Source organism: Serratia sp. LSHTC3 (genome assembly GCF_057197125.1).
This window is the reverse complement of the sequence record NZ_JBXUNP010000002.1, coordinates 424031-450361: the sequence shown is the minus strand read 5'-3', so window position 1 is coordinate 450361 and position 26331 is coordinate 424031. Positions and strand designations below refer to the sequence as shown.

Annotated in this window: 21 protein-coding genes; 13 read left to right on the top strand and 8 right to left on the bottom strand. The window is 62.7% G+C overall.

Annotated elements, in window-relative coordinates; translation table 11 throughout:
- Positions 1 to 25: 25 nt before the first annotated feature.
- From cydD to infA, 4 genes are all read left to right on the top strand, one after another.
- Positions 26 to 1792, top strand: a complete 1767-nt coding sequence (gene cydD / locus AC2CGI_RS09360) for a heme ABC transporter permease/ATP-binding protein CydD (RefSeq protein ID WP_076740372.1) — start codon at positions 26 to 28, stop codon at positions 1790 to 1792.
- Positions 1793 to 1794: 2 nt separating this feature from the next.
- Positions 1795 to 3534, top strand: coding sequence for a heme ABC transporter ATP-binding protein/permease CydC (gene cydC, locus AC2CGI_RS09355; RefSeq protein WP_076740373.1), 1740 nt, complete (start codon positions 1795 to 1797; stop codon positions 3532 to 3534).
- A gap of 29 nt (positions 3535 to 3563) precedes the next feature.
- Positions 3564 to 4289 carry a leucyl/phenylalanyl-tRNA--protein transferase gene (gene aat / locus AC2CGI_RS09350; protein WP_015377315.1) on the top strand — a complete coding sequence of 242 codons (726 nt, stop codon included), beginning with the start codon at positions 3564 to 3566 and terminating at the stop codon, positions 4287 to 4289.
- A 105-nt stretch (positions 4290 to 4394) separates the two neighbouring features.
- Positions 4395 to 4613: a translation initiation factor IF-1 gene (gene infA, locus AC2CGI_RS09345; RefSeq protein WP_002211347.1), complete on the top strand. Its 219-nt coding sequence runs from the start codon at positions 4395 to 4397 to the stop codon at positions 4611 to 4613.
- Between the two features lie 207 nt (positions 4614 to 4820).
- Here the strand turns inward: infA and clpA are convergent, their stop codons facing one another.
- On the bottom strand, positions 4821 to 7100 hold the full coding sequence (gene clpA, locus AC2CGI_RS09340) for an ATP-dependent Clp protease ATP-binding subunit ClpA (protein WP_004928343.1): 2280 nt from the start codon (positions 7098 to 7100) through the stop codon (positions 4821 to 4823).
- A gap of 27 nt (positions 7101 to 7127) precedes the next feature.
- Positions 7128 to 7448 carry an ATP-dependent Clp protease adapter ClpS gene (gene clpS / locus AC2CGI_RS09335; protein ID WP_004928347.1) on the bottom strand — a complete coding sequence of 107 codons (321 nt, stop codon included), beginning with the start codon at positions 7446 to 7448 and terminating at the stop codon, positions 7128 to 7130.
- A gap of 355 nt (positions 7449 to 7803) precedes the next feature.
- On the opposite strand from clpS, the gene cspD reads away from it, so the two are divergent.
- Positions 7804 to 8025: a cold shock-like protein CspD gene (cspD, locus tag AC2CGI_RS09330; protein ID WP_004928349.1), complete on the top strand. Its 222-nt coding sequence runs from the start codon at positions 7804 to 7806 to the stop codon at positions 8023 to 8025.
- Between the two features lie 87 nt (positions 8026 to 8112).
- On the opposite strand, the gene macB is transcribed toward cspD, so the two are convergent.
- Both macB and macA read right to left on the bottom strand, forming a co-directional pair.
- The gene (gene macB / locus AC2CGI_RS09325) at positions 8113 to 10059 is read right to left on the bottom strand and encodes a macrolide ABC transporter ATP-binding protein/permease MacB (RefSeq protein WP_076740374.1); all 1947 of its coding nucleotides are present in this window, start codon (positions 10057 to 10059) and stop codon (positions 8113 to 8115) included.
- A complete protein-coding gene (macA, locus tag AC2CGI_RS09320) occupies positions 10059 to 11174 on the bottom strand; it encodes a macrolide transporter subunit MacA (RefSeq protein WP_031299864.1) in 1116 nt (371 codons plus the stop codon). Before macA ends, macB begins: the two co-directional genes overlap by 1 nt.
- A 194-nt stretch (positions 11175 to 11368) precedes the next feature.
- Here macA and AC2CGI_RS09315 point away from each other — a divergent pair, with 194 nt between their 5' ends.
- On the top strand, positions 11369 to 12322 hold the full coding sequence (locus tag AC2CGI_RS09315) for a VirK/YbjX family protein (RefSeq protein WP_049241121.1): 954 nt from the start codon (positions 11369 to 11371) through the stop codon (positions 12320 to 12322).
- A 14-nt stretch (positions 12323 to 12336) separates the two neighbouring features.
- Here the strand turns inward: AC2CGI_RS09315 and AC2CGI_RS09310 are convergent, their stop codons facing one another.
- Positions 12337 to 13995, bottom strand: coding sequence for an ATP-dependent endonuclease (locus AC2CGI_RS09310; RefSeq protein WP_015377311.1), 1659 nt, complete (start codon positions 13993 to 13995; stop codon positions 12337 to 12339).
- A 187-nt stretch (positions 13996 to 14182) separates the two neighbouring features.
- Between AC2CGI_RS09310 and AC2CGI_RS09305 the strand changes: the two genes are divergently transcribed.
- The 5 genes from AC2CGI_RS09305 to ltaE all read left to right on the top strand — a co-directional run bounded on the left by AC2CGI_RS09305 (position 14183) and on the right by ltaE (position 20980).
- Positions 14183 to 15079: a LysO family transporter gene (locus tag AC2CGI_RS09305; RefSeq protein ID WP_076740375.1), complete on the top strand. Its 897-nt coding sequence runs from the start codon at positions 14183 to 14185 to the stop codon at positions 15077 to 15079.
- Between the two features lie 181 nt (positions 15080 to 15260).
- The gene (gene hcp / locus AC2CGI_RS09300) at positions 15261 to 16910 is read left to right on the top strand and encodes a hydroxylamine reductase (RefSeq protein ID WP_076740376.1); all 1650 of its coding nucleotides are present in this window, start codon (positions 15261 to 15263) and stop codon (positions 16908 to 16910) included.
- 56 nt (positions 16911 to 16966) lie between these two features.
- The gene (hcr, locus tag AC2CGI_RS09295; RefSeq protein ID WP_076740377.1) at positions 16967 to 17968 is read left to right on the top strand and encodes an NADH oxidoreductase; all 1002 of its coding nucleotides are present in this window, start codon (positions 16967 to 16969) and stop codon (positions 17966 to 17968) included.
- A gap of 198 nt (positions 17969 to 18166) precedes the next feature.
- Complete coding sequence (poxB, locus tag AC2CGI_RS09290; RefSeq protein WP_021504349.1) at positions 18167 to 19888, top strand: ubiquinone-dependent pyruvate dehydrogenase; 1722 nt, start codon at positions 18167 to 18169, stop codon at positions 19886 to 19888.
- A 75-nt stretch (positions 19889 to 19963) separates the two neighbouring features.
- Positions 19964 to 20980, top strand: coding sequence for a low-specificity L-threonine aldolase (gene ltaE, locus AC2CGI_RS09285; RefSeq protein WP_021504350.1), 1017 nt, complete (start codon positions 19964 to 19966; stop codon positions 20978 to 20980).
- Positions 20981 to 21008: 28 nt separating this feature from the next.
- Here the strand turns inward: ltaE and AC2CGI_RS09280 are convergent, their stop codons facing one another.
- Together AC2CGI_RS09280 and AC2CGI_RS09275 are read right to left on the bottom strand one after the other, a co-directional pair.
- Positions 21009 to 21704, bottom strand: coding sequence for an N-acetylmannosamine-6-phosphate 2-epimerase (locus AC2CGI_RS09280; protein ID WP_076740378.1), 696 nt, complete (start codon positions 21702 to 21704; stop codon positions 21009 to 21011).
- Positions 21701 to 23257, bottom strand: coding sequence for a PTS transporter subunit EIIC (locus AC2CGI_RS09275; protein ID WP_043137742.1), 1557 nt, complete (start codon positions 23255 to 23257; stop codon positions 21701 to 21703). The genes AC2CGI_RS09280 and AC2CGI_RS09275 overlap by 4 nt, the downstream gene beginning before the upstream one ends.
- A 167-nt stretch (positions 23258 to 23424) precedes the next feature.
- Between AC2CGI_RS09275 and AC2CGI_RS09270 the strand changes: the two genes are divergently transcribed.
- The gene (locus AC2CGI_RS09270; RefSeq protein WP_076740379.1) at positions 23425 to 24252 is read left to right on the top strand and encodes a MurR/RpiR family transcriptional regulator; all 828 of its coding nucleotides are present in this window, start codon (positions 23425 to 23427) and stop codon (positions 24250 to 24252) included.
- Here AC2CGI_RS09270 and AC2CGI_RS09265 read toward each other — a convergent pair whose 3' ends face one another.
- Positions 24253 to 24600: a DUF1294 domain-containing protein gene (locus AC2CGI_RS09265; protein ID WP_004928387.1), complete on the bottom strand. Its 348-nt coding sequence runs from the start codon at positions 24598 to 24600 to the stop codon at positions 24253 to 24255.
- Positions 24601 to 24749: 149 nt separating this feature from the next.
- Between AC2CGI_RS09265 and AC2CGI_RS09260 the strand changes: the two genes are divergently transcribed.
- On the top strand, positions 24750 to 26189 hold the full coding sequence (locus tag AC2CGI_RS09260) for a DUF2867 domain-containing protein (protein WP_076740380.1): 1440 nt from the start codon (positions 24750 to 24752) through the stop codon (positions 26187 to 26189).
- The last annotated feature ends 142 nt before the right edge of the window (positions 26190 to 26331 follow it).

The window sequence follows — 26331 nt, the reverse complement described above, 5'->3', positions numbered from 1 at the left end:
CGCCGGCGACGCAGACGCATATCTGATGAAAAAAACCAGACAGCAACAGTTAACCCGTTGGCTTAAAACCCAGAGTTCGTTAGCGCAGCGTTGGCTGCGCCTTTCCATGCTGTTGGGGCTGTTCAGCGGCCTGCTGATCGTGGCGCAGGCGTGGCTGCTGGCCAGCCTGCTGCACGCCCTGATCATCGAGCACATCCCGCGCGAACAGCTGATCCCTTCGTTTATCTGGCTGATCGTCGCGTTCGCATTGCGGGCGCTGTTGAGCTGGCTGCGGGAGCGGGTCGGTTTCCAGTGTGGCCAGGTGATCCGTCAGCGCATGCGCCAGCAGGTGCTGGATAAGCTGCAGCAGCTCGGCCCGGCCTGGATCCAGGGCAAACCGGCGGGCAGTTGGGCCAGCATCATCGTCGAGCAGATCGAGGATATGCAGGACTATTACTCGCGCTATCTGCCGCAGATGTATCTGGCGGTCTTCATCCCGCTGCTGATCCTGATCGCCGTTTTCCCGATCAATTGGGCCGCCGGTTTGATTCTGTTGGCGACCGCGCCGCTGATCCCGCTGTTCATGGCGCTGGTCGGTATGGGAGCCGCCGACGCCAACCGCCGCAACTTCGTGGCACTGGCGCGATTGAGCGGCAACTTCCTCGACCGCCTGCGCGGCCTGGACACCCTGCGGTTGTTCGACCGCGCGCAGGCCGAAACCGCGCAAATCGCCAAATCCTCCGAAGACTTCCGCAGCCGCACCATGGAAGTGCTGCGCATGGCCTTCCTTTCTTCCGGCGTACTGGAGTTCTTCGCCTCGATTTCCATCGCCGTGGTGGCGGTGTACTTCGGCTTTTCCTACCTCGGCGAACTCAATTTCGGCAGCTACGGCCTCGGCGTAACGCTGTTTTCCGGTTTTCTGGTGCTGATTCTGGCGCCGGAGTTTTTCCAACCGCTGCGTGATCTCGGCACCTTCTACCATGCCAAAGCACAGGCGGTCGGCGCGGCGGAGGCGCTGGAAACCTTCCTCAGCGCCGAAGGCGAGCAGATGGGCAACGGCACGCGGCAGCTGCCCGCCGATCAGCCGCTGACGTTGCAGGCGAACGCGTTGGAAATCCTGTCGCCGAACGGCGTGCTGCTGGCCGGGCCGCTGAGTTTCACCCTGCAACCGCAGCAGCGCGTGGCGCTGGTCGGGCTGAGCGGCGCCGGTAAAAGTTCGCTGCTCAATCTGCTGCTCGGCTTCCTGCCCTACCGTGGGTCGTTGACCGTCAACGGCGTCGAGCTGCGTGAACTGTCCGCAGAAAACTGGCGTCAACAGCTCAGCTGGGTCGGGCAGAACCCGCACCTGCCGGCGCAAACCTTGCGCGCCAATATCCTGTTGGGCTGCCCACAGGCCGACGAAGCGCAGCTGCAGCAGGCGGTGGAACACGCCTACGTCAGCGAACTGTTGCCCTATCTGCCACAGGGGCTCGACACCGAAGTGGGCGACAACGCCGCCCGCCTGTCGGTCGGCCAGGCGCAGCGCGTGGCGGTCGCCCGGGCGCTGATCGGCCCGCGCCGCCTGCTGCTGCTGGATGAACCGGCCGCCAGCCTCGATGCCCATAGCGAACAACGGGTGATGCAGGCGTTGAATGCCGCTTCGCATCAGCAAACCACCCTGCTGGTGACGCACCAGTTGGAAGATACCGAAGACTACAATCAGATTTGGGTGATGGATAACGGGCGCATCGTGCAACAGGGCGATTACGCCACCCTCAGCGCCCAGCCGGGCCAGTTCGCCACGCTGATCGCCCATCGCCGCGGGGAGCTTTAATCATGCGCGTTTTGCTGCCGTTTTTGGCGTTGTATCGCCGCCATAGCCTGCTGATTAGCCTGGGCATCCTTTTGGCGATCGTCACCCTGCTGGCCAGCATCGGCCTGCTGGCGCTCTCCGGCTGGTTCCTGGCCGCCTCTTCGCTGGCCGGATTGGCGGGCCTGCTGACCTTCAACTATATGCTGCCGGCCGCCGGCGTGCGCGGCGCGGCGATCTTCCGCACCGCCGGGCGCTACGCCGAGCGCGTGGTCAGCCACGACGCCACCTTCCGCGTGCTGTCGCACCTGCGGGTGTTCACCTTCAGCAAGATCCTGCCGCTGACGCCGGGCGGCATCGCCCGTTTCCGCCAGGCCGACCTGCTCAATCGCCTGGTGGCGGACGTGGACACGCTGGATCACCTTTATCTGCGGGTGATCTCGCCGCTGGTAGGCGCGGCGGCGGTGATCCTGGTGGTCACCTACGGCCTGAGCTGGCTGGATCCTGCGCTTGCCCTGACGCTTGGCGGCATTCTGTTGCTGCTGTTGCTGCTGGTGCCGCCGGTGTTCTATCGCGCCGGCAAACCGATCGGCGGGCAACTCACCGCCCTGCGCGGCCAATACCGCACCGACCTGACCGCCTGGCTGCAGGGGCAGGCGGAGCTGGTGGTGTTCGGCGCCGTCAACGACTTCCGCCAGACGCTGAACGCCACCGAACAGCTGTGGCAACGCCGCCAGTGGCAGCAAGCCTCGCTGAGCGGCAAGGCGCAGGCGCTGATGATCCTCGCCAGCGGGCTGACGGTGACACTGCTGCTGTGGCTGACCGCCGCCGGCATCGGCGGCGATACCCAACCCGGCGCGCTGATCGCGCTGTTTGTCTTCGCCGCGCTGGCGTCGTTCGAAGCGCTGATGCCGGTGGCCGGCGCCTTCCAGCACCTCGGCCAGGTGATCGCCTCCGCCACGCGGGTCAAACAGATCATCGATCGCCAACCGGAAGTCTCCTTCCCGGCCGTCGGCCCGGCCGCCGCCGACCGGGCTCAGCTTAGCCTGCGGCAGTTGAGCTTCACCTACCCCGATCAGCCGCAGCCGGTGCTGCGCGACGTCACGCTCGAGGTGGCAGCCGGCGAACACATCGCCTTGCTCGGCCGCACCGGCTGCGGCAAGTCCACCCTGCTGCAGCTGCTGACCCGTGCCTGGCGCACCGACGGCGGAAAAATTCTGCTCAACGGCGAACCGCTGGAAGATTATGATGAAACCACGCTGCGTCGAATGACCACGGTCGTCAGCCAGCGAGTGCATATCTTCAGCGATACGCTGCGGGAAAACCTGCGGCTGGCCGCACCGGCTGCCGGCGACGCTCGCCTGAGCGAGGTGTTGCAGCAGGTGGGGCTCGGCAAATTGCTGGACAGCGACGGCGGGCTGAACGCCTGGCTGGGGGAAGGCGGCCGGCAGCTGTCCGGCGGCGAAATGCGCCGGCTGGGCATCGCCCGCGCGCTGCTGCACCCTGCCCCGCTGCTGTTGCTTGACGAACCCACCGAAGGGCTGGACGCCGAGACCGAGCAGCAGATCCTGGCGCTGCTGCGCCGGCATTGTCAGGGCAAGACGTTGATCCTGGTGACGCACCGCCTGTACGGCCTGGAGCATCTCGATCGCATTTGCGTAATGGATGACGGCCAAATTGTCGAACAGGGCGATCACGCCGCCCTAATGCGCCAGCAGGGCCGCTATGCCCGCTTTCGCAACCGTATCAGCAACCTGGCGCCGTAATCGGCCCGTAGAGGACGCAGAAACCCTGTATGCGCATCGTTAAGCTTTCCCCTCAGTCGCTGGCGTTTCCCTCGCCTGAGGGCGCCCTGCGCGATCCCAACGGCCTGCTGGCGATCGGCGGCGACCTGACGGCGCCACGGCTGCTGGCAGCCTACGAGCGCGGCATCTTCCCCTGGTACTCGCCGGGGGAAGCGATTCTGTGGTGGTCACCCGATCCGCGTGCGGTGCTGTTCCCGGCCGAGTTTCATCTCAACCGCAGCCTGAAACGCTTTCTGCGCCACGATCCGTTTCGCATCACGCTTAATCACGACTTCGCCTCAGTGATCGCCGCCTGCGCCCACCGGCCGGATGAAGGCACCTGGATCGGCCCGGAGGTACAGCGCGCCTATCAACATCTTCATCGCCTCGGCTACGCGCACTCGGTGGAGGTATGGCAGGATGATCAACTGGTCGGCGGCATGTACGGCGTGGCGCAGGGCGCGTTATTCTGCGGCGAATCGATGTTCAGCCGCGTCACCAACGCCTCAAAATGCGCATTGATGGCCTTTTGCCGCCATTTTGCCGCTTATGGCGGGGAATTGATTGACTGCCAGGTGCTGAACGCTCACACTGCCCGCCTTGGCGCGCGTGAAATTCCGCGCCGTCAATTTTTGCAGCAGCTCAGCACCCTTCAACGGCGGCCTTTGGCACCGGCGTGCTGGGCGCCGCAAGTCATATCCCCACAGCCGGTTGAACCGCCCTGCCCAGCAAACTAATTGGTGGAAACGGTGCAATGTTCACCGACACATCTTTACATAATGGGGGTTTTTCGGCATTATCTTGCCGGTTAAAAACTAAGGTAGTTAGACCTAGAGGATTCGATGGCCAAAGAAGACAATATTGAAATGCAGGGCACCGTTCTTGATACGCTGCCGAACACCATGTTCCGCGTTGAATTGGAAAACGGGCACGTGGTAACCGCACACATCTCCGGTAAAATGCGTAAAAACTATATCCGCATCCTGACGGGCGACAAAGTCACTGTAGAGCTGACCCCGTACGACCTGAGCAAAGGCCGCATTGTCTTCCGTAGCCGTTAATCGGCTCACCGCGCGCCACACGCTGGCGGCATCGAGGATGTAATATCCCTCGGGAGCCCTTTCCGTTTACCCCCGCAGCGACGTTACACAACGGGTTGCAGGTGCGCAGGTAAACTGAGAGGGCTCACTCGTTTCTGCTGTACGGTGAATCTCACCCATAAAAAAAGCGATGCCGAAGCATCGCTTTTTCTTTGCCTGAAGGCGGCCTTAGTGCACCGCGCCCTCGTCCGCTTTGCGCTTGGCGGCGCTGAGGAAGTGGTAGGTCAGCTGTTTCTTGTCCTTGTCCAGCTCGACCTTCACGGAACCGCCGTCCACCAGCGAGCCGAACAGCAACTCGTTGGCCAACGGTTTCTTGAGGTTCTCCTGCATGACGCGCGCCATCGGACGAGCGCCCATCGCACGGTCGTAGCCCTTCACCGACAGCCAATCGCGCGCTTCGTCGCTCACCTCCAGCGAGACGCCCTTCGCATCCAGCTGCGCCTGCAGTTCGACGATAAACTTGTCGACCACCTGCTGGATCACCTCGGTAGACAGATGGTTGAACCAGATGATGTTATCCAGACGGTTGCGGAACTCCGGCGTAAACACCTTCTTGATCTCTTCCATCGCGTCGGTGCTGTTGTCCTGCTGCACCAGGCCGATCGACTTGCGTTCGGTTTCCCGCACCCCGGCGTTGGTGGTCATCACCAGGATCACATTGCGGAAATCCGCCTTGCGGCCGTTGTTGTCGGTCAGCGTGCCGTTGTCCATCACCTGCAGCAGCAGGTTGAACACGTCCGGGTGCGCCTTCTCGATCTCATCGAGCAGCACCACTGCATGCGGATGCTTGATCACCGCATCGGTCAGCAGCCCGCCCTGATCGTAACCGACGTAGCCCGGAGGCGCGCCGATCAGACGGCTGACGGTATGCCGCTCCATGTACTCGGACATGTCGAAACGCAGCAGCTCGATATCCATCGCCTTGGCCAACTGTACGGTGACCTCGGTTTTCCCGACCCCGGTCGGCCCGGCAAACAGGAAGGAACCGACCGGCTTGCGCTCGTGGCCCAGACCGGCACGGCTCATCTTGATCGCTTCGGTCAGCGCTTCGATCGCCTGATCCTGGCCGAATACCAGCATCTTCAAGCGATCGCCCAGATTTCTCAGCACGTCGCGATCGCTGGCCGACACGGTTTTCTCCGGGATGCGCGCAATGCGCGCCACCACGGACTCGATATCGGCCACGTTGACGGTTTTCTTGCGCTTGCTGGCCGGCATCAACCGGCTGCGGGCGCCCGCCTCGTCGATCACGTCGATCGCCTTGTCCGGCAGATGACGATCGTTGATGTATTTCACCGACAGCTCCACCGCGGCGCGGATCGCTTTGGCGGTATAACGCACGTCGTGGTGCGCTTCATACTTGGCCTTCAGGCCGTTGATGATCTGAACGGTCTCTTCCGCCGTCGGTTCGGTGATATCGATCTTCTGGAAGCGGCGCGCCAAAGCGCGATCCTTTTCGAAGATGTTGCTGAACTCCTGGTAGGTGGTCGAGCCGATTACCCGGATCTTGCCGCTCGACAGCAGCGGTTTGATCAGGTTGGCGGCATCCACTTGCCCACCGGAAGCCGCACCGGCGCCGATGATGGTGTGAATTTCATCGATGAACAGGATGCTGTTCTGATCCTGTTCCAGCTGTTTGAGCAGCGCCTTGAAGCGCTTCTCGAAGTCGCCGCGGTATTTGGTGCCGGCCAGCAGTGAACCGATATCCAGCGAATACAGCGTGCAGTCCGCCATCACTTCCGGCACGTCGCCCTGCACGATACGCCAGGCCAGGCCTTCGGCGATCGCGGTCTTGCCCACGCCGGATTCGCCGACCAGCAGCGGGTTGTTTTTACGACGGCGGCACAGCACCTGAATCGCGCGCTCCAGCTCACGATCGCGGCCGATCAACGGATCGATGCCGCCCACACGGGCCAACTGATTGAGGTTGGTGGTGAAGTTTTCCATACGGTCTTCCCCTCCGGACTGCTCTTCGTTCACCGGGTTTTCCGCATTCGGCGCTTGGCCCGGCTCGTCTTTACGCGTGCCATGTGAAATGAAGTTCACCACGTCGAGACGGCTGACGTCGTGCTTGCGCAGCAGATAGGCCGCCTGCGACTCCTGCTCGCTGAAGATGGCCACCAACACGTTGGCGCCGGAGACTTCGCTGCGGCCGGAAGATTGCACATGGAAGACCGCGCGCTGCAACACGCGCTGGAAGCTGAGCGTCGGCTGAGTGTCGCGCTCTTCTTCGCCGGCGGGCAGCGTCGGTGTGGTTTGTTCGATGAAGGCTTCCAGCTCCTGGCGCAACGCGGCCAGATCCACCGTACATGCCTCGAGCGCTTCTCGCGCGGCAGGGTTGCTCAGCAACGCCAGCAACAGGTGCTCCACGGTCATAAACTCGTGTCTGTGCTCACGCGCCCTGGCGAAAGCCATGTTGAGACTGAGTTCCAGTTCTTGATTGAGCATAAGCACCTCCCCAATAGATTGCCTTATTCAGGCTTTTTCCAGCGTACAAAGCAACGGATGCTCGTTCTCCCTTGCGTACCGGTTCACATGGACGACTTTGGTTTCCGCCACCTCGGCGGTGAAAACACCACAGATCGCCTTGCCTTGATAGTGGACCGTGAGCATCAGTTGCGTTGCGCGTTCAATATCATAAGAAAAGAACTTTTGCAGAACGTCAATCACAAATTCCATCGGTGTGTAATCGTCGTTGTTAAGTATAACTTTATACATAGACGGCGGTTTTACCGCATCGATTTGTTTTTCTTCGGCCAAGTGTTCAAAATTTAGCCAGTCGTTGTTATTGCCCATCGCTGCTCATCTTCTCTGCTCTGCCCTCTGATATGGGGACAGGTTTCGGTTATTCAAAGTGGGGATAGTTACTATTTTATCATCTTCGCCATCGTCCCGCCGCACTGTAACGTGCGCAAAAAAACGGGCCAATTGTGACTGAATCGTGGCAATAGCGTTACCTGCTTCAAACTTTGGTGAACTGCTCCCCGCCGACAAAAGCCGATCCCTTGACGCCCCGATCATTTGCTCTAGAGTGTAAATTCGTGGCTGGTGGTCTTTTAACCACCCCTTGTCCACCCTGCTACCCGCCCACGGCGGGTGCGAATTCAGTTATTCATCTCACTTAAAATAGCGTTGCGAGGGATGTAAAAGCATGGAGACGGGTACTGTTAAATGGTTTAACAACGCCAAAGGCTTTGGCTTCATCTGCCCAGCCGGCGGTGGCGAAGATATTTTCGCGCATTATTCCACCATCAAGATGGATGGTTACAGAACGTTGAAGGCAGGTCAGCAGGTCAGCTTCGACGTGCATCAAGGGCCAAAAGGGAACCATGCCAGTCTGATTGTGCCGGTGGAAAGCGAGGCGCTGTCCTGAACGCCTCCAGCAGCGTCGCGCTGCATTGACCCTGACTGCGATAAAAATGCCAGCCGCCGTGTGACTGGCATTTTTTATGCCTTTTACTTACTCGCGCGCCAGCGCATCGATCGGATTCAGCCGCGCGGCATTGCGCGCCGGCAGATAGCCGAACACCACGCCGATACCGGTGGAACAGAGGAACGCGCTCAGCAACGCCGCCGGCGGGAAGCTGATCTGCCAGCCCGGCAATACCAACTGCACCGCCAGGCCGATGGCGAACGACAGCGTAATCCCCAGCGCGCCCCCCACCAGGCAGACCAACACCGCCTCGATCAAGAACTGCTGCAACACGTCGCCGGAACGGGCGCCCACCGCCATGCGGATGCCGATCTCGCGCGTGCGCTCGGTCACCGACACCAGCATGATGTTCATCACGCCGATGCCGCCCACCACCAGCGAAATCACCGCCACCAGCGTCAGGAACAGCTGCAGCGTGCGGGTGGTTTTCTCCGCGGTTTGCACCAGGCTGTCCATGTTATAGGTGAAAAAGTCCTTCTTGCCGTGGCGCAGCGTCAACAGGCGCGACAGTTGCTGCTCCGCTTCCTTGCTGTCGTAACCGTCGCGGATGCGCACGGTGATCGAATCGAAATAGCTGTTGCCCATCAGCCGGTTGGCCATGGTGCTGTACGGCACCCACACGTTCAGCGTCTTGCTGCTGCCGAACATCGACTGCTTCTCCTTGGCCACGCCGACCACCGTCGCCGGCATGTTGCCCACCAGGATCACTTCCCCCACCACGTTCTTCTGGTGCGGGAACAGCCGCCGTTGGGTATTGGCGTCAATCACCACCGTCTGCGCCTGCGACTGTACCTGCATCGGATCGATGCCGACGCCCTGGGTAAAGCTCATGCCGTACACGCGGAAGAACTGCTCGCTGACGCCGTTGACGTTGGCCGCCGCATCAACGTTGCCCAAGCGCAGCCGCATGCTGCTGCTGATGCTCGGCGACAGCGCACTGATGTAAGGCTGTTCGCGCAGCGCGTCGAGATCGCCGTATTTCAACGATTGCCGGTAGGTCGGATCGTCGTCGCCGAAATCCTTGCCGGGATAGATATCGACAGTATTGGTGCCGATGGATTTGATGTCCGCCAGCACCATCTGCTTGGCGGCGTCGCCGATCACCAGGATCGACACCACCGAGGCGATGCCGATAATGATGCCGAGCATGGTCAGCGCGGTGCGCATCTTGTTGGCCGCCATCGCGCGCCAGGCCATGATCAGCGCCTCGCGGAAACGGCCGCCCATCTGCCGCCAGGAAGGCGCCGCGGCGGCCAGCGCCAGCGGCTTGGCCTGCGCATCCTCCGACGGCATCGGGCGCGAATCGGAGATGATTTCGCCGTCGCGGATCTCGATGATCCGTTCAGCCTGGCGCGCCACCGCCGGATCGTGAGTCACCAGGATCACCGTGTGCCCCTGGGCGCACAACTGTTTAAGGATCGCCATCACCTCTTCGCCGGAATGGCTGTCGAGCGCGCCGGTCGGCTCATCCGCCAGGATCACCTGCCCGCCGTTCATCAACGCGCGGGCGATACTGACGCGCTGCTGCTGGCCGCCGGAAAGCTGGCTCGGCCGATAGTTGACTCGCTCCCCCAGCCCCAGACGGCGCAACAGCGCTTCCGCCCGTTCGCGCCGCGCCGCTTTGCCCAGCCCGGCATACACCGCCGGCACCTCGACGTTGTGCGCCGCGCTCAGATGCGGCAGCAGATGATAACGCTGAAAGATAAAGCCGAAATACTCGCGCCGCAGCTGCGCCAGCGCATCGTCGCTCAGCGTCGCCACGTCCTGGCCGGCCACCCGATAGACGCCGGCGCTCGGCTTGTCCAGGCAGCCGAGAATGTTCATCAGCGTCGATTTGCCGGAGCCGGAAGCCCCCATGATCGCCACCATTTCACCGGCGTCGATGCTCAGACTGATCCCCTTCAGCACCTCCACCGTCTGCTCGCCGGAACGGTAGCTGCGGCGAATGCCGTTCAGCTGCAACAGCGCCGCCATCAGCCGGCCTCCACGCCGCCGCGGCTGACGATCACCTCATCGCCCGCCTCGAGCCCGCTGAGGATCTGCACATCGATATTGTTGCGCAGGCCGATGGCCACCTCACGCTTCTCTTCCTTGCCCTGTTTCAGCACCGAAACGTGGTAGCGATTGTCGGCGATCTGATCGCCCAGCGCCGCCAGCGGGATCACCAGCGCCTGCTGGACGCCGGCCAACTGAATGTGCACCTGCGCCGTCATTTGCAAGCGCAGCAGCCTTTCCGGGTTGGGCACTTCGAAACGCGCGTAATAGAAGATGGCGTTGTTGACCTTTTCCGGCGTCGGCTGAATGTCTTTCAGCACGCCGTCGAAGCGCCGGGTCGGATCGCCCAGCACCGTGAACCAGGCCTTCTGACCCGGCTTGAGGTTAATGACGTCGGCCTCCGAGACCTGCGCCTTCACCAGCATGGTGCCGAGATCCGCCAGCGTCAGAATGTTCGGCGCCTGCTGCGCCGCGATCACCGTCTGGCCCTGCAGCGTGGTAATCTGCACCACGTCGCCATCCATCGGCGCTTCGATGCGGGTATAGGCCAGATTGATCTTGGCGGTATCCAGGCTGGCCTGGTTGCGGGCGATCTGCGCATTGATGGTGCCCACCTGCGCCTTCTTCACCGCCAGCTGCGTCGCCGCCTGATCCAAATCCTGACGCGACACCGCCTGCAGCCTGGCCAGCGCCTGGTTGCGCTGCAGCGTGACCGCCGCCAGCTGCTGTTCCGCCTGCGCCTGCAGCAGCTGCGCATGCAGTTCGCGCAGCGTCGCCTCGCCTTCGCGGATGCTGTTCTGCGCCTGTTGCGGATCGATAACCCCCAGCAACTGGCCTTTTTTCACCTTGTCGCCGATCTCGACATACAGTTTTTCCAACTGCCCGCTGACCTGCGCGCCGACGTCAACCTTGCGCACGGCGTCCAGCTGGCCGGTCGCCAACACGTTCTGCTGCAGATCGCGCTGGGTGACCTTCACCGTTTTGAAATCGGTCGGCGCCGGATGGCGAAAGTGCCAAACGGCCGCCGCGGCAAGCGCCGCAATCACCGCCAGTGCGAGTATCCAGCGGCGTTTATGTCCTTTAAACCCTGTCAAAATTGACCTGCCTGTGCTTGTGAATATCGACCGCCCATTGCGGCGGCGGAGCTAAATTAGCATGCAACGTAGGGAATAACTAAACCTTAGCTCAACACAATGTGGAGACACGCCTGGTTACAGTTCAGCATTGAACTCCCGTTTAGTGAAACCTTGATGAAATACCGCCATTCAACACAGCCAAGGATTTCATCATGTCACAGCTCAGCTACCCACTCGCCTCCCCCCGGCCGCTTAACGGCTGGCAACTGATGACGGCGCTGATCAATGGCGAAAAGGCGCCTAGCAACGCCTGGAAAAAAACCTCGTTTCGCCTGAAGTTTCTCGGCCGTTCGCTGCTCAACTGGCGCACCACCAGCGGCCTGCTCAGCACCCTGGCCAGCAACCCGCTGCTGGAAGAGATCCTGAACGCGCAGCCGAACCTGCCGTGCAAGCTGCATCGCCCCTACCTGGCGGCCAACATGAGCAAGATCGAATGCTTGTTCGCCCTGCGCGATCATTACGATCTCATCGTGCAGCGCATGCCGCTGAAGATGCGTCTCGGCCACCTCGGCCCACAGCCTTTCGTGCTGGCCCGCGCGATGGGCAAAAACGAAGCGCCGATCTCGCTGGAACTGGCGGCGATCGACAAACTGAATAAGGAAGGGGAAGCCACGCTGCTGCTGCGCAACGCCAACGGCGTGATGCTGGCGGAAATCACCTTTGCGCTGATGCATTATCAGCAGCAGCCGACGCTGTTCATCGGCGGCCTGCAGGGCGCGAACCATGAGGTGCCGCACGCCGAGATCCAGCACACCACCAAGGAGTGTCACGGTCTGTTCCCTAAACGTCTGGTGCTGGAAGGCGTTTGCACGCTGGCTCGGCATCTCGGCATCCGCCGGATCGTAGCCGTCGGCAATGCCACCCATATCTATCAAAACTGGCGTTACCAGAGTAAGAAGAAGGATCAACTGCACGCCGATTACGACCAGTTCTGGCTGTCGATGGGCGCCAAACCGCTCGACAGCGGCTATTTCCTGCTGCCCGAGCGCATCGCCCGCAAGCCGATCGAAGAGATTGCCAGCAAGAAGCGCGCCGAGTATCGCCGCCGCTATCAGTTGCTGGACGAACTGGAACAGGGATTGACGGCGCATTTCTGCGCCCGATAACGCCCGGCGGGCCGTCAGTCCGCCCGGCCGCGCGCCAGCCAGATCACCCGTGAGAACATTTTCTTCAGCAGCGGCGGCACCGAGTCCGTGCCCCATTCGCCGGCCTGCATCGCGACCTCGATCGCCAGATCCGGCTTCGACGAGTGGTGGACCGCTTTCAGGATCACCTTGCGCACCGGCATCTGCGCGTTGATCGGCACCGACGCCATTCGGTGATAGACCGGGGCGAACCCTTCGCGGAACATGAAGTGTTCCATGTCCGGCGCCGGCAGCGCGGTCAGCCGATCGCGTTCGTTGTCTTCATGATTGTCCAGCAGGCTGCGCACGGTATTGGCGTACTTTTTGCCCGCCTCGTCGCCGTCCACCAGCGCATGCCACTCGATACCCATACGGCGGGCGAAGCGCAGCAGCGGCTTCAGGCCGCACTGGGCGAATTCGATGACCCTCACCCCTTCCGCCTCGAAATGGTAGCCACACTGACGCGCCAGCTCGTTCAGCAGCCACACTTCGGTCTCGCCTTCCACCAGCAGCCAGCAGCGGGCAAACAGCGACGACGGCCGGTTGAAACGGATGTGAAACGCGATGCGCCGCCCGTCTTCGGCGCTCAGCCCGCGCGGCCCGAGACGGTAGGTCGCAACCCGCCCCGACTCGCGCACCAGCCGGCAGACGTGCTCCACCGGCACCAGCGACACCAGTTCGCTGGAGTTGGTGGTGGTGATACGCTGCAACGGCAGCTGATTGAGCAGCCCCCAGGCCACCGACAGCATGATCGGATGCAGGCGAGTTTCCGGGTCCTCCACCAGCAGCAGCGGCCGGGCATGGGGATCCAGCTTGACGTCACCCTTGGCCTGCAGCAGGGTGGAAAACATCCCCAGCAGGATCAGGCGCATGCTGCGGCTGTTCGGCTCGGCCACCATGCGGTTGATGCCGTCCAGCGCGCGCCAGGCGTCCTGCTCCGGTTCACCGCCGCGGCGGCGCGGCCGCGTCACCTGTGAACTCTGCTCTGCGAAATAGTGCTCCAGCAGCTGCTGCATCGCCGCCAGCCCCTGACGCAGCTCACCGTTGGTCAACTTCTGCGGATTACGCACCAGCTCGCGCGTCAGCTGATCCAACTGCTGCGCCAGCGCCTGGGTATCGGGTTTGCGTTCATCGCCGAGGCTGCTGGGGCGCAGGCGACGAATAAAGCGCGCGTCGCGCAGGCGCAATACCGGATGGATGCGGATAATGGCGTGGGCCAATTGTTCGATATGGTGCAGTTGAAAGGCGTTGCCGTCGGCGTCGAGAAAACCACGCCAGGTGCACACCGTGCCGTCGTCGGCCAGCTCGCCCTCGCAGCGGTAATGAATGCGGCTCAAGCCATCTTCGCCCTTGACCCACAGCGGCGTCAGGTGGCGATAGCGCGGCAGGTGCGCGTGGCCGATGTCTTTTTCGCAGAAGGTGAACACCACCTGCAGGTGGCGCTCTTTGGCCGCCTCCTCCCCGGGAGGGAAATGGAAGTCGTGCGCTTCAAACCGATACAGCTTCTGCTCCGGCGCCAGCAGCAGCGTCAGCGCATCCAACAGGCTGGATTTACCCCAGGCGTTTTCGCCGAGCAACAGCGTGTTGTCGTCCAGCATCAGCGACAGCCGGTTAATGCCGCGAAAACCTACAATTTCGATACGCTCCAAGAACATCCGCCGCCTCCCGTGCGCGCCGTCGCCTCTTCAATGAGGTGACCTTCACAGAGCATGGTCAAAAAACCCCTTGCAGGTCAAGCGGCCAACGTCAAATCTGCCGCTTTACTCCGGCCGGGCTTTTGGTTAGCGTGTGCTCCTCGCCGCCGTTCGGCGCGCTTCAAAACTCAAGGACACTCGTTGCACCATGTACTCAGGACTGTTGATTATTCTGTTACCGCTGATTGTCGGTTACCTCATTCCCTTACGCCATCGCCCGCTGCTGGTGCTGATCAACCGGCTGCTGAGCTGGATGGTGTACGTGATCCTGTTTTTCATGGGCATCAGCCTGGCGTTTATGGAGAATCTCAGCAGCAACCTGGTGCTGATCTTCCAGTACAGCGCAGTGTTTTTCTTCTGCATTCTCTGCGCCAACCTGCTGTTGCTGGCGCTGCTGGAGCGGCGCATGCCGTGGCGCAGCAGCCATAAACAGGAAAAGCTGCCTTCGCGCGTGCACATGGCGCTGGAGTCGCTCAAGCTGTGCGGCGTGGTGCTCGGCGGCTTCCTGCTCGGCCTGACGCAGTGGCAATGGCTGCAGTTCGCCCATAAAGGCAGCGAATATGCGCTGATCTTCCTGCTGTTGCTGGTCGGCATTCAGCTGCGCAACAGCGGCATGACGCTGCGCCAGATCGTGCTCAACCGCCGCGGCACGCTGGTGGCGCTGGCGGTGGTCATCGCGTCGCTGGCCGGCGGCGCGCTGGCGGCGCAGCTGCTGGGGCTGCCGGTCAAGGCCGGGCTGGCGATGGCCTCTGGCTTCGGCTGGTACTCGCTGTCCGGTATTCTGATCACCGACGCCTACGGCCCGGTGATGGGCAGCGCCGCGTTCTTCAACGATCTGGCGCGCGAGCTGGTGGCGATCATGCTGATCCCGACGCTGGTGCGCCGCAGCCGCTCCACCGCCCTCGGCCTGTGCGGCGCCACCTCGATGGACTTCACCCTGCCGGTGCTGCAGCGCAGCGGCGGGCTGGACATGGTGCCGCCCGCCATCGTGCACGGCTTCCTGCTGAGCCTGCTGGCGCCGGTGCTGATCGCCCTGTTCTCCTGATCCTTTCCCCCTGGGGGCCGCCTGGCCCCCAAAGCGTAATCATTCCCATCCGCACCGCAAAATTGCGCTAAATCAAACTTGCCCGCAGTAGTCGCACAAAAGCCTTTTGCAACCCCGATCGCCGATCTATGCTTTTAAACAAGCATTATAAATGCAACTTTAAAAATAAAAGGAAGCGACTATGTTCTGTGTGCAATGTGAACAAACCATTCGTACCCCGGCAGGCAACGGCTGCGCGTATGCTCAGGGCATGTGCGGCAAAACGGCGGAAACCTCCGATCTGCAGGATCTGCTGGTGGCGGCGCTGCAGGGCCTCTCCGCCTGGGCGCTGCAGGCGCGTTCGCTGGGCATCGTCGACCACGAGATCGACAGCTTCGCTCCGCGCGCCTTCTTCGCCACCCTGACCAACGTCAACTTCGATTCCCAGCGCATCATCGGCTACGCGCGCGAAACCCTGCTGCTGCGCGATTCGCTGGCCGCCCGTTGCCGGCTGCTGGACGCCGGCGTACGCGTCGATCACCGGATGGCGGCGCTGCAGCTGGCCGGTGACGATATGCCTGCGCTGCTGCAACAGGCGGCGCAGTTTGCCCTCGACAGCGACAAGGCCGAGGTCGGCGACGACGTACACGGTTTGCGCCTGCTGTGCCTGTACGGCCTGAAAGGCGCGGCGGCCTATATGGAACACGCGCACGTGCTCGGCCAGTTCGACGAACAGCTCTATGCCGACTACCACGCCTTTATGGCCTGGCTCGGCACCCGGCCGCGCGACGTCGACACCCTGCTGAACAACGCCATGGGCATCGGCAAGATGAACTTCAGCGTGATGGCGATCCTCGATCGCGGCGAAACCCAGGCCTACGGCGATCCGCAGCCCAGTACGGTCAACGTGCGCCCGGTGGCCGGGAAAGCCATTCTGATTTCCGGCCACGATCTCAAAGATCTGCGCATGCTGCTCGAGCAAACCGAAGGGCAAAACGTCAATGTCTACACCCACGGCGAAATGCTGCCGGCGCACGGCTATCCGGAACTGAAAAAATTCAAGCACCTGGTGGGCAACTACGGCAGCGGCTGGCAAAACCAGCAGACGGAATTCGCCAAATTCCCCGGCCCGATCGTGATGACCTCCAACTGCATCATCGATCCTAACGTCGGCAACTACGGCGATCGTATCTGGACCCGCAGCATCGTCGGCTGGCCGGGCGTCAACCATCTGGAAGGCGACGACTTCGGCGCCGTGATCCGCCAGGCACAGGGCATGAACGGCTTCCCTTACACCGAGATCGAACACCTGATCACCGTCGGCTTCGGCCGCCAGACATTGCTTAACGCCGCCGACACGGTCATCGACCTGGTGTCGCAGAAAAAACTGCGCCACGTCTTCCTGGTCGGCGGCTGCGACGGCAGCCGCGACGAGCGCAGCTACTTCACCGACTTCGCCCGCAGCGTGCCGCAAGACTGCCTGATCATGACGCTGGCCTGCGGCAAGTACCGCTTCAACAAACTGGACTTCGGCACGCTGGAAGGGTTGCCGCGCCTGCTGGACGTCGGCCAGTGCAACGACGCCTACTCCGCCATCATGCTGGCGGTCAAGCTGGCGGACACGCTCGGCTGCAGCGTCAACGAGCTGCCGCTCAGTCTGGTGCTGTCGTGGTTTGAACAGAAGGCGATCGTCATTCTGCTGACGCTGCTGTCGCTGGGGGTGAAAAACATCGTCACCGGCCCGACCGCGCCGGGCTTCCTGACCGACAACCTGATGGCGATCCTCAACGAGAAATTCGGCCTGCGCCCGATCACTACCGTCGAGCAGGATATCACCGCGCTGCTCGCCTGATGCCGTTACGTTATGGGGCCGCCTGCGCCGGCCCCTTTGCTTTTTGAGGTGCCCCGATGACTCAACCCACTCCGCTTTGCCCGAACCGCATGCAGGTGCATTCCATCCAGCGTGAAACCGCCGACGTCTGGACGCTGAACCTGATCTGCGACGTTTTCTATCCTTACCAGGCCGGCCAGTTTGCGCTGGTCAGCATCCGCAACAGCGAGGAGACGCTGCGCGCCTATACGCTCTCCTCCTCGCCCGGCCAGAGCCGCTTTCTCAGCATCAGCGTGCGCTGCCTGCCGGACGGCGTCGGATCGCGCTGGCTGACGCAAGAGGTCAAGCCCGGCAACACCCTGTGGCTGTCCGACGCGCAGGGCGAATTCAGCTGCGAGCGCCACCCGGCCGATCGTTACCTGATGCTGGCCGCCGGCTGTGGCGTGACGCCGATCGTCTCGATGTGCCGCTGGCTGACCGCTAACCGTCCGGCCTGCGATATCGTCGCGATCGTTAACGTGCGCACTCCCGCCGACACGATCTTCGCCGATCAATGGCGCGCGCTGTGTGCCGCCCATCCGCAGCTGCGCCTGACGCTGATGGCCGAGCAGGATCTGCAACCCGGCTACCTCAGCGGCCGCATCGATGAACAGACGCTGCGGCAGGCGGCGCCGGATATCGCCGAACGCACGGTGATGACCTGCGGCCCTGCGCCCTACATGGATCAGGTGGAGCAGCTGTGCCGCCGGCTCGGCGTGCCGGCCGAGCGTTTCCATAAAGAGCAGTTCCACACGCCGGCGGCGCAGGCCGACGCCACCGAAGGGCTGACGCTGCGCGCCGCGCGCCCGCTGCGCGAATTCCGCGTACCGGTTGGCAGCACGCTGCTGGCGGCGATGGAGGCCCATGCCCTGCCGGTCAACGCCGCCTGCCGCGCCGGGGTGTGCGGCTCGTGCAAAACCCGCATCCTTGAGGGTGACTACACCACCACCAGCACCATGACGCTGAGCGCGGAAGAAATCGCGCAGGGCTACGTGCTGGCCTGCAGTTGCCAACTGCAGGGCGATGTCACGCTGGCGTAATCCCTGGCCCCATCGCCGCGATGGGGCATTTATCGGCAAGTTCCCCCTCTTCAGCCCGGTTACACTTTTCCCCGTCCTACGCTCTTTACCCTTCCTGACCGCATCTCGTCCACAGCCGGTAAGCTATGCTTGCAGTTGTTCTGCTGCCACTCACCGGATCGAGTCCACATCGTTTTTCAAACCTTGTTTGGGGGAACCATGAAGCAAACCGTAGCCACACTGATCGCCAAAACGCTGGATCAAGCCGGCGTAAAACGCATTTGGGGCGTGACCGGCGATTCGCTCAACGGCCTTAGCGACAGCCTGCACCGCATGGGCACCATCGAATGGCTGGGCACCCGCCATGAAGAGGTGGCCGCCTTCGCCGCCGGCGCCGAAGCCCAGCTTACCGGCCAGTTGGCGGTGTGCGCCGGTTCCTGCGGCCCCGGCAACCTGCACCTGATCAACGGCCTGTTCGACTGCCACCGCAACCATGTGCCGGTGCTGGCGATCGCCGCACACATCCCTTCCAGCGAAATCGGCAGCGGCTACTTCCAGGAAACCCATCCGCAGGAGCTGTTCCGCGAATGCAGCCACTATTGCGAGCTGGTCTCCAACCCGGAACAGCTGCCGCGCGTGCTGGAGATCGCCATGCGCAAGGCGATCCTCAATCGCGGCGTCTCGGTGGTGGTCTTGCCGGGCGACGTGGCGCTGCGCATGGCGCCGGAAGACGCGGCCGTGACCTGGCATACCCCGGCGCTGCCGCTGGTGCAGCCGCCGATGAGCGAGTTGAACAAGCTGGCGGAAACGCTGAACAAGGCGAAGAACATCACCCTGATGTGCGGCAGCGGCTGCGCCGGCGCGCATGATGAAGTGGTCAAGCTGGCCGAGCTGCTGCAGGCGCCGGTGGTGCACGCGCTGCGCGGCAAAGAGCATATCGAATGGGATAACCCCTACAGCGTCGGCATGACCGGGCTAATCGGCTTCTCCTCCGGCTACCACGCGATGATGAACGCCGACACGCTGGTGCTGCTCGGCACCCAGTTCCCCTACCGCGCGTTCTACCCCACCAACGCCAACATCATTCAGATCGACATCAACCCCGGCAGCATCGGCGCGCACTGCCCGGTCAATATGGCGCTGGTGGGCGATATCCACACCACCCTCACCGCCCTGCTGCCGCAGCTGGAACCGAAGCGCGACCGGGCGTTCCTCGACAAGGCGCTGGAGCATTACCGCAACGCGCGCAAGGATCTCGACGGGCTGGCGACCGCCAACGACGACCAGCCGATCCACCCGCAGTATCTGGCGCAGCAGCTCAGCCAGTACGCCAGCGACGACGCCATCTTCACCTGCGACGTCGGCACGCCGACGGTGTGGGCCGCCCGCTACGTGAAAATGAACGGCAAGCGCCGCCTGCTCGGTTCGTTCAACCACGGTTCGATGGCCAACGCCATGCCGCAGGCGATCGGCGCTCAGGCCACCGCGCCGGATAAACAGGTGATCGCCATGTGCGGCGACGGCGGCTTCACCATGCTGATGGGGGATTTCCTGTCGCTGGCGCAGCTCAAGCTGCCGGTGAAAATCGTGGTGTTCAACAACAGCGTGCTGGGATTCGTGGCGATGGAGATGAAGGCCGGCGGCTACCTGACCGACGGCACCGACCTGCATAATCCGGACTTCGCGGCGATCGCCAACGCCGCCGGCATCAAGGGCATCCGCGTGGAAAAAGCCTCCGATCTGGACGGCGCGCTGCAGGAGATGTTGGCGCATCCCGGCCCGGCGCTGCTGGACGTGGTCACCGCCAAGCAAGAGCTGGCGATGCCGCCGCAGATCAAGTTCGAACAGGCGAAAGGCTTCAGCCTGTACATGCTGCGCGCCATCATCAACGGCCGCGGCGACGAAGTGGTCGAGCTGGCGAAAACCAACTGGCTGCGCTAAGCAAGCTGCCCCGGTAAAATAAAGGGTATATGATGCCATGTACCCTTTTCCTCTCCCTTACATTCCAGGAACCCTATGCTTATCGATCTACGCAGCGACACCGTTACCCGCCCCAGCGCCGCCATGCGCCAGGCGATGGCTCAGGCAGAAGTCGGCGACGACGTCTACGGCGATGATCCGACGGTCAACGCGCTGGAGGCCGAGGCAGTGCGTCTGTCGGGCAAAGAAGCGGCGCTGTTTCTGCCCAGCGGCACCCAGGCCAACCTGGTGGCGCTGCTGAGCCACTGCCAGCGCGGCGATGAATATCTGGTCGGCCAGCAGGCGCACAACTACAAATACGAAGCCGGCGGCGCAGCGGTGCTGGGCAGCATCCAGCCGCAGCCGATCGAGGCCGACGCCGACGGCACGCTGCCGCTGGACAAGCTCGCCGCCGCCATCAAACCCGACGATATCCACTTCGCCCGCACCCGGCTGTTGAGCCTGGAAAACACCATCAGCGGCCGAGTCCTGCCGCAGGCCTACCTGCAGCAGGCGTGGCAGTTTACCCGCGAGCGCCAGCTGGCGCTGCATATCGACGGCGCACGCATCTTCAACGCCGCCGTGGCGCTGAACCTGCCGCTGAAAGAGATCGTGCAATACTGCGACACCTTCACCATTTGCCTGTCGAAAGGGTTGGGCGCGCCGGTCGGATCGCTGCTGTGCGGCAGCGAGGCCTTCATTCAGCGTGCGCTGCGCTGGCGCAAGATGACCGGCGGCGGGCTGCGTCAGGCCGGCATCCTGGCGGCGGCCGGCCTCTACGCGCTGGAGCATAACGTTGCGCGGCTGCGCGAAGACCATGACAACGCGGCCTGGCTGGAGCAACAGCTGCGGCAGATCGGCGTGGAGATCGCCGCTCCCGGCGCGCAGACCAACGTGTTGTACCTGCGCCAACCGCCGGCGCTGGCGGCCAAATTCGGTCCGTGGATGCGCGAACGCGGCGTGCTGATCAGCAGCGGCCCGCTGACGCGCATTCTGACCCACCTCGACGTCAGCCGTCAGGATCTGCAGCGGGTGGTCGAACTGTGGCGGGAGTTTCTTCAGCAGCACGCCTGATTTCCCCTCCCGGTGCGCCGGGAGTCTCTTATCGCCCGCCGATGGCGTCGACAAAGCGGCGAGTGATCTGCTGCGGGCGCGTAATGGCGCCGCCCACCACCACCGCATGCGCCCCCAGCCTCAGGCAGCGCGCGGCCATCGCCGGCGTTTCGACATTGCCTTCAGCGATGACCGGCACCGATACCGCCGCCAGCACCGCACGCAGAAAGCCGAAATCGTTATCCGCCAGTCGGGCGCCCCGGCTTTCGGCGGTATAGCCGTACAGCGTGGTGCCCACACAGTCGAAGCCCAACCTGGCGGCCTCTTGCGCCTCCTCCAGGGTGGCGATATCCGCCATCAGCAACAGCCGGGGATACCTGGTGCGGATCGCGGCGACCAATGCCGCCAGCTGCAGCGACCCCGGCCGCGGGTGGCCGGTGGCGTCCAGCGCGATCATCTGCGGCGCCGCCGCCATCAACTCATCGATTTCGCGCAGGGTCGGCGTGATATACACGTCGCTGCCCGCATAATCGCGCTTTATGATGCCGATGACCGGCAGCGCCACCGTGCGCATGATAGCGTTGACGTCTTCGACGCCGTTGGCGCGGATCGCCGCCGCGCCGCCTTGCTCGGCCGCCAGCGCCATGCGCGACATGATAAAATCGCTGTGCAGCGGCTCGTCGTCCAGCGCCTGGCAAGACACCACCAGGCGCCCCTCAATCTGCTGCAAAATGGAAAGCGTCATAAATCCAACAACTCCTCGACTTCGTTTTTAATGATGGTGACGTGCGGGCCGTAGATCACCTGAACACCGTTGCCGCGAACGATAACCGCCCGTGCGCCGCTGGCCTTCAGCCCGCTTTCGTCCAACAACCGGCTCTGCTTCACCGTCACGCGCAACCGCGTGGCGCAACAATCCAGTTCGACGATATTCTCTTTGCCGCCCAGCGCCGCCAGCACCTGCTGCGAGCGTTCGGTGCCCGTCATCACCGCTTCCGGCGCGGTTTCCGCCTCGCGCCCCGGCGTTTTAAAGTTGAAACGCAGGATCAGGAAACGGAACGTGAAGTAGTACAGGAAGAACCAAGGCACGCCGACCAGCGGGACGTACATCCAGTGAGTTTTCGCTTCGCCCTGCAGCACGCCGAACAGCATGAAATCGATAAAGCCGCCGGAGAACGTCTGGCCGATGGTGATATGCAGGATGTGAGCGATCATGAACGCCAGGCCGTCGAACAGCGCGTGCACCACGTACAGCGCCGGCGCGACAAACAGGAACGAGAATTCGATAGGTTCGGTGATGCCGGTCAGAAACGAGGTCAGCGCCGCCGACAGCAACAGTCCGCCGACGCGTTTGCGGTTCTCGGGACGCGCACTCTGGTACATCGCCAGGCAGGCGCCGACCAGGCCGAACATCATGGTGATAAAACGGCCGGACATGAAACGCGCCGTGCCAATGTAGAACTGCTGAGTATTCGGGTCGGCCAACTGGGCGAAGAAAATGCGCTGTGTGCCTTCCACCAGCTGTCCGTTGATCACTTCGCTGCCGCCAAGCGCGGTGGTCCAAAACGGTAGATAGAAGATGTGATGCAGGCCGAACGGCCCGAGCATGCGCAATACGAAGCCGTAGATAAAGGTACCGAGATAGCCGCTGGCGTCTACCAGCCCGCCCATGCCGAAGATCAACTGTTGGAAATGCGGCCACACCACCGTCATCAGGGCACCGACCGCCATCGCCGCCAGCGAGCTGACGATCGGCACAAAGCGCGAGCCGCCGAAGAAACCCAGGAACGGCGGCAGCGCTATCTTGTTGTAGCGGCCATGCAGATACCAGGTCACCAAACCGATGACCACCCCGCCGAACACCCCGGTCTCCAGCGTCTGGATCCCGAGAATCGTTCCCTGCCCCACCGCGCCCGCGTTCTGCGTGGCCAGCGTGCCGTTGATTTTCAACAGCGCATTGATGGTGGCGTTCATTACCAGATAGGCGATCAGCGAAGCCAGCCCCGCCGTGCCCTTGTCGCTTTTGGCCAGCCCCACCGCCACGCCGACCGCGAACAACACCGCCAGGTTGGCGAACACGATAGCACCGGCACTGGCCATCACGGTAAATATGCTTTGCAACCAGCCGACATCGAGGAAGGGATACGCCTCGACGGTATTGGGATTGGACAGCGCACCGCCGATCCCCAACAGCAGGCCGGCAGCCGGCAGCACGGCGATCGGCAGCATGAACGACTTGCCGAACAGCTGGGCTTTTTCGAACCAGCCGCCGGAGCGCGGCAATTCTGGTGTTGACATAAATTTTCCCCCGATATCATTTTTATGATGAAAATTTTTATCACATTAAAATAGTTTTAATGAAAAATTTATTCATAACGATGATCGGCTTCACAATCCGTCGATTTAACTGGCGAGCCGCGGCGTCTTTCCGCCACAATAGAAACGGGAATACTCAGAAAGGTAACGTGATGAATACAGGCAACTTGTTATTGCGGCTGCGGCAGGATTTGGCGGGGTACAGCCCTACGCTGCAAAAGCTCGGCAACTATCTTCTTGCGGAGCCCTCCCGCGCCGTTTACCTGACCATCACCGAACTGGCGCGTGAAAGCGCCACCAGCGAAGCCAGCGTCACGCGGCTGTGCCGCCATCTCGGCTGCAAAGGCTATACCGAATTTAAAATGGCGCTGGCCCTCAGCTTGCAACAAAGCCAGCCGGAAGCGGCGACACGGCAAAGCGCGGCGGAAAATTTGGTGGAAGAGAGCGTACAGGCGCTGCGGGATACCGGCGCGCTGTTGGATCCGCAGGCGCTGCAACAGGCGGCGGACAGCCTGCAACGTTGCGCTTCGGTGCAGATTTACGGCGTCGCCGCCAGCGCCATCATCGGCGACTTCCTGCACTACAAGCTGTTGCGCCTCGGCAAACCGGCGCAGCTGTTCAGCGACATGCACCGGGCGGCGATGAATGCAGCCTCGCTGAGTGAGCGGGATCTGCTGATCGTCATCTCCAGTTCCGGCTCCACCAAGGACGTGCTGCATGCGGTGACGTTGGCCAAAGGGCGCGGCGCAGGCGTGATCGCCGTCAGCAATACCCAACGCAGCCCGCTGGCCAAGATGGCGGATACGCTGCTGGTGGCGGCCAAACCGGAAGGGCCGCTGACCGCCGGCGCCCTGCCGGCCAAGGTCGGCGCCATGCTGCTGGTGGAGTTGATGATCGCCGAACTGACTCAGCGCGATCCCACCTACGCTCAGGCGATGCAGACCACCGCCAGCGCGACTCTGCCGCTGCTGCTGTAATCAGAAGATCCAGCGGCCGTAAACCCAGTACCACAGCCCCAGCACCGCCGCCAGGTTGAGCGCCACGCTGAGGATGAACCAGGTTTTAAACGGCTGCTTCTGGGTCTTGTGGCGAAACAGCTGCTGCGCCAGCAGCGCGCCCAACCAGCCGCCCAGCGCGCCAAACAGCAACAGCGTCGTCTCCGGCACCCGTCGCCATCCCTTGCGCGCCGCCAGCTTATCGCCGCCGTAGATCAGAAACGTCAGCAGGTTCGCCAGCAGCAACCCCATCCACACCGGATGCGGCGAGAACAGGCTGGCGATCAGCGCCAGGCCCAGCAGGGCGTAACAAATCACATTGAGCTTCATGACATCCGGTCTTCGTTCGATAAGGGGCGCGTAGTGTGAACCTGCGCCGCGGCGGATGCAACTGGCTTATACCCATACAAAAAGTGCATTTAAACCCTGAATTTGGCATCCTGTCGTTCTGCGACTCTTTCACCGCACAAGGCGGCCCGATGACACCCCAACGCGTACTGGTTCTTGGAGCCAGCGGCTATATAGGCCAGAACCTGATCCCGCACCTGATCGAACAGGGGCACCAGATTACCGCCGCCGCGCGGCGCATCGAGTGGCTGCAGGAGCAGAACTGGCCGCAGGTCAACTGCCTGTATGTCGATCTGTACCGCACGGACACCCTGAGCGCGGCGCTGTGGGAGATCGATACGCTGTACTATCTGGTGCACGCGATGGGCGACGGCGACAACTTTATCGAAAAGGAGCGCCAGGCGGCGGAAAATCTGCGTGACGCGCTGCGCAATGCCGGCGTCAAGCAGGTGATCTTTCTCGGCGCGCTGCAGCCGAACGACGACAGTTCGCCGCACCTGGCGGCCCGCCGCCTGACCGGCGAGATCTTGCGCCAGAGCGGCGTGCCGGTGACCGAGCTGCGCGCCGGCATCATCGTCGGCCCCGGCTCGGCGGCGTTCGAAGTGATGCGCGACATGGTCTATAACCTGCCGGTGCTGACGCCGCCGCGCTGGGTGCGTTCGAAATCGTCGCCGGTGGCGCTGGAGAACCTGCTGGTTTACCTGGCCGATCTGCTGGCGCACCCGGCGCAAGAACACCGCATCTTTGACGTCGCCGGGCCGGAATACCTCAGCTATCAGGATATGTTCAAACGCTTTATCGCCATCAGCGGCAAGCGGCGCTGGCTGATCCCGATCCCCCTGCCGACGCGGCTGATTTCAGTGTGGTTCATCAGCCTGATCACCTCGGTGCCAACGCCGATCGCCCGCGCGCTGATCCAGGGGTTGAAGCACGATCTGCCCGCCGACGGCCGGCCGCTGCAAGCCTTGATCCCGCAGCGCCTGCACACTTTTGATCAGGCGGTCACCGCCACGCTGCAGCGCGAACTGGAAGTGGTCGACTCCGCCGACTGGGGCTACGATCCGGCGGCGCGGGCTCGCTGGCGCCCTGGCTACGGCTACTACCCCAAACAGGCCGGTTGCGCGCTGGACACCGCCGCCTCCAGCCAGGCCCTGTGGCAAACGGTGCAGCAGCTAGGGGGCGAGGAAGGCTATTTCTACGCCAATATCCTGTGGCGGATCCGCGCCCGCATGGACGACATGATCGGCAACGGCGTGGTCTATGGCCGCCCGGCGCGCGCGTCCCTGGCGCTGGGTGACGAGATCGACGGCTGGAAAGTCATCACGCTGAAGCCGCTGCGGCAGCTGGCGCTGCTGTTCGGCATGAAGGCGCCGGGGCTGGGGCGGCTGAGCTTCACCATCACCGATCGCGGCGATCGCCGCACGCTGGACGTGCGCGCCTGGTGGCACCCGGCCGGCTTCAGCGGGCTGCTGTATTGGTTCGCCATGATGCCCGCGCATCTGTTCATTTTTCGCGGCATGGCGAAGCGCATCGCCGAGCTTGCCGAGAACCTAGACCGCCAACAGCGCTGAACGGCGCTCATTTGTCGATCAACCGCACAGTTTGCCGCTGTGCTTCGGGGCTTTCCGATTGCATAGCGCACGAAATCACGGAAGAATGGCATCTTATTTGCTGGGAGCGCCGCAAGCGCCCGCCGGTATTCCGATTTTGGGT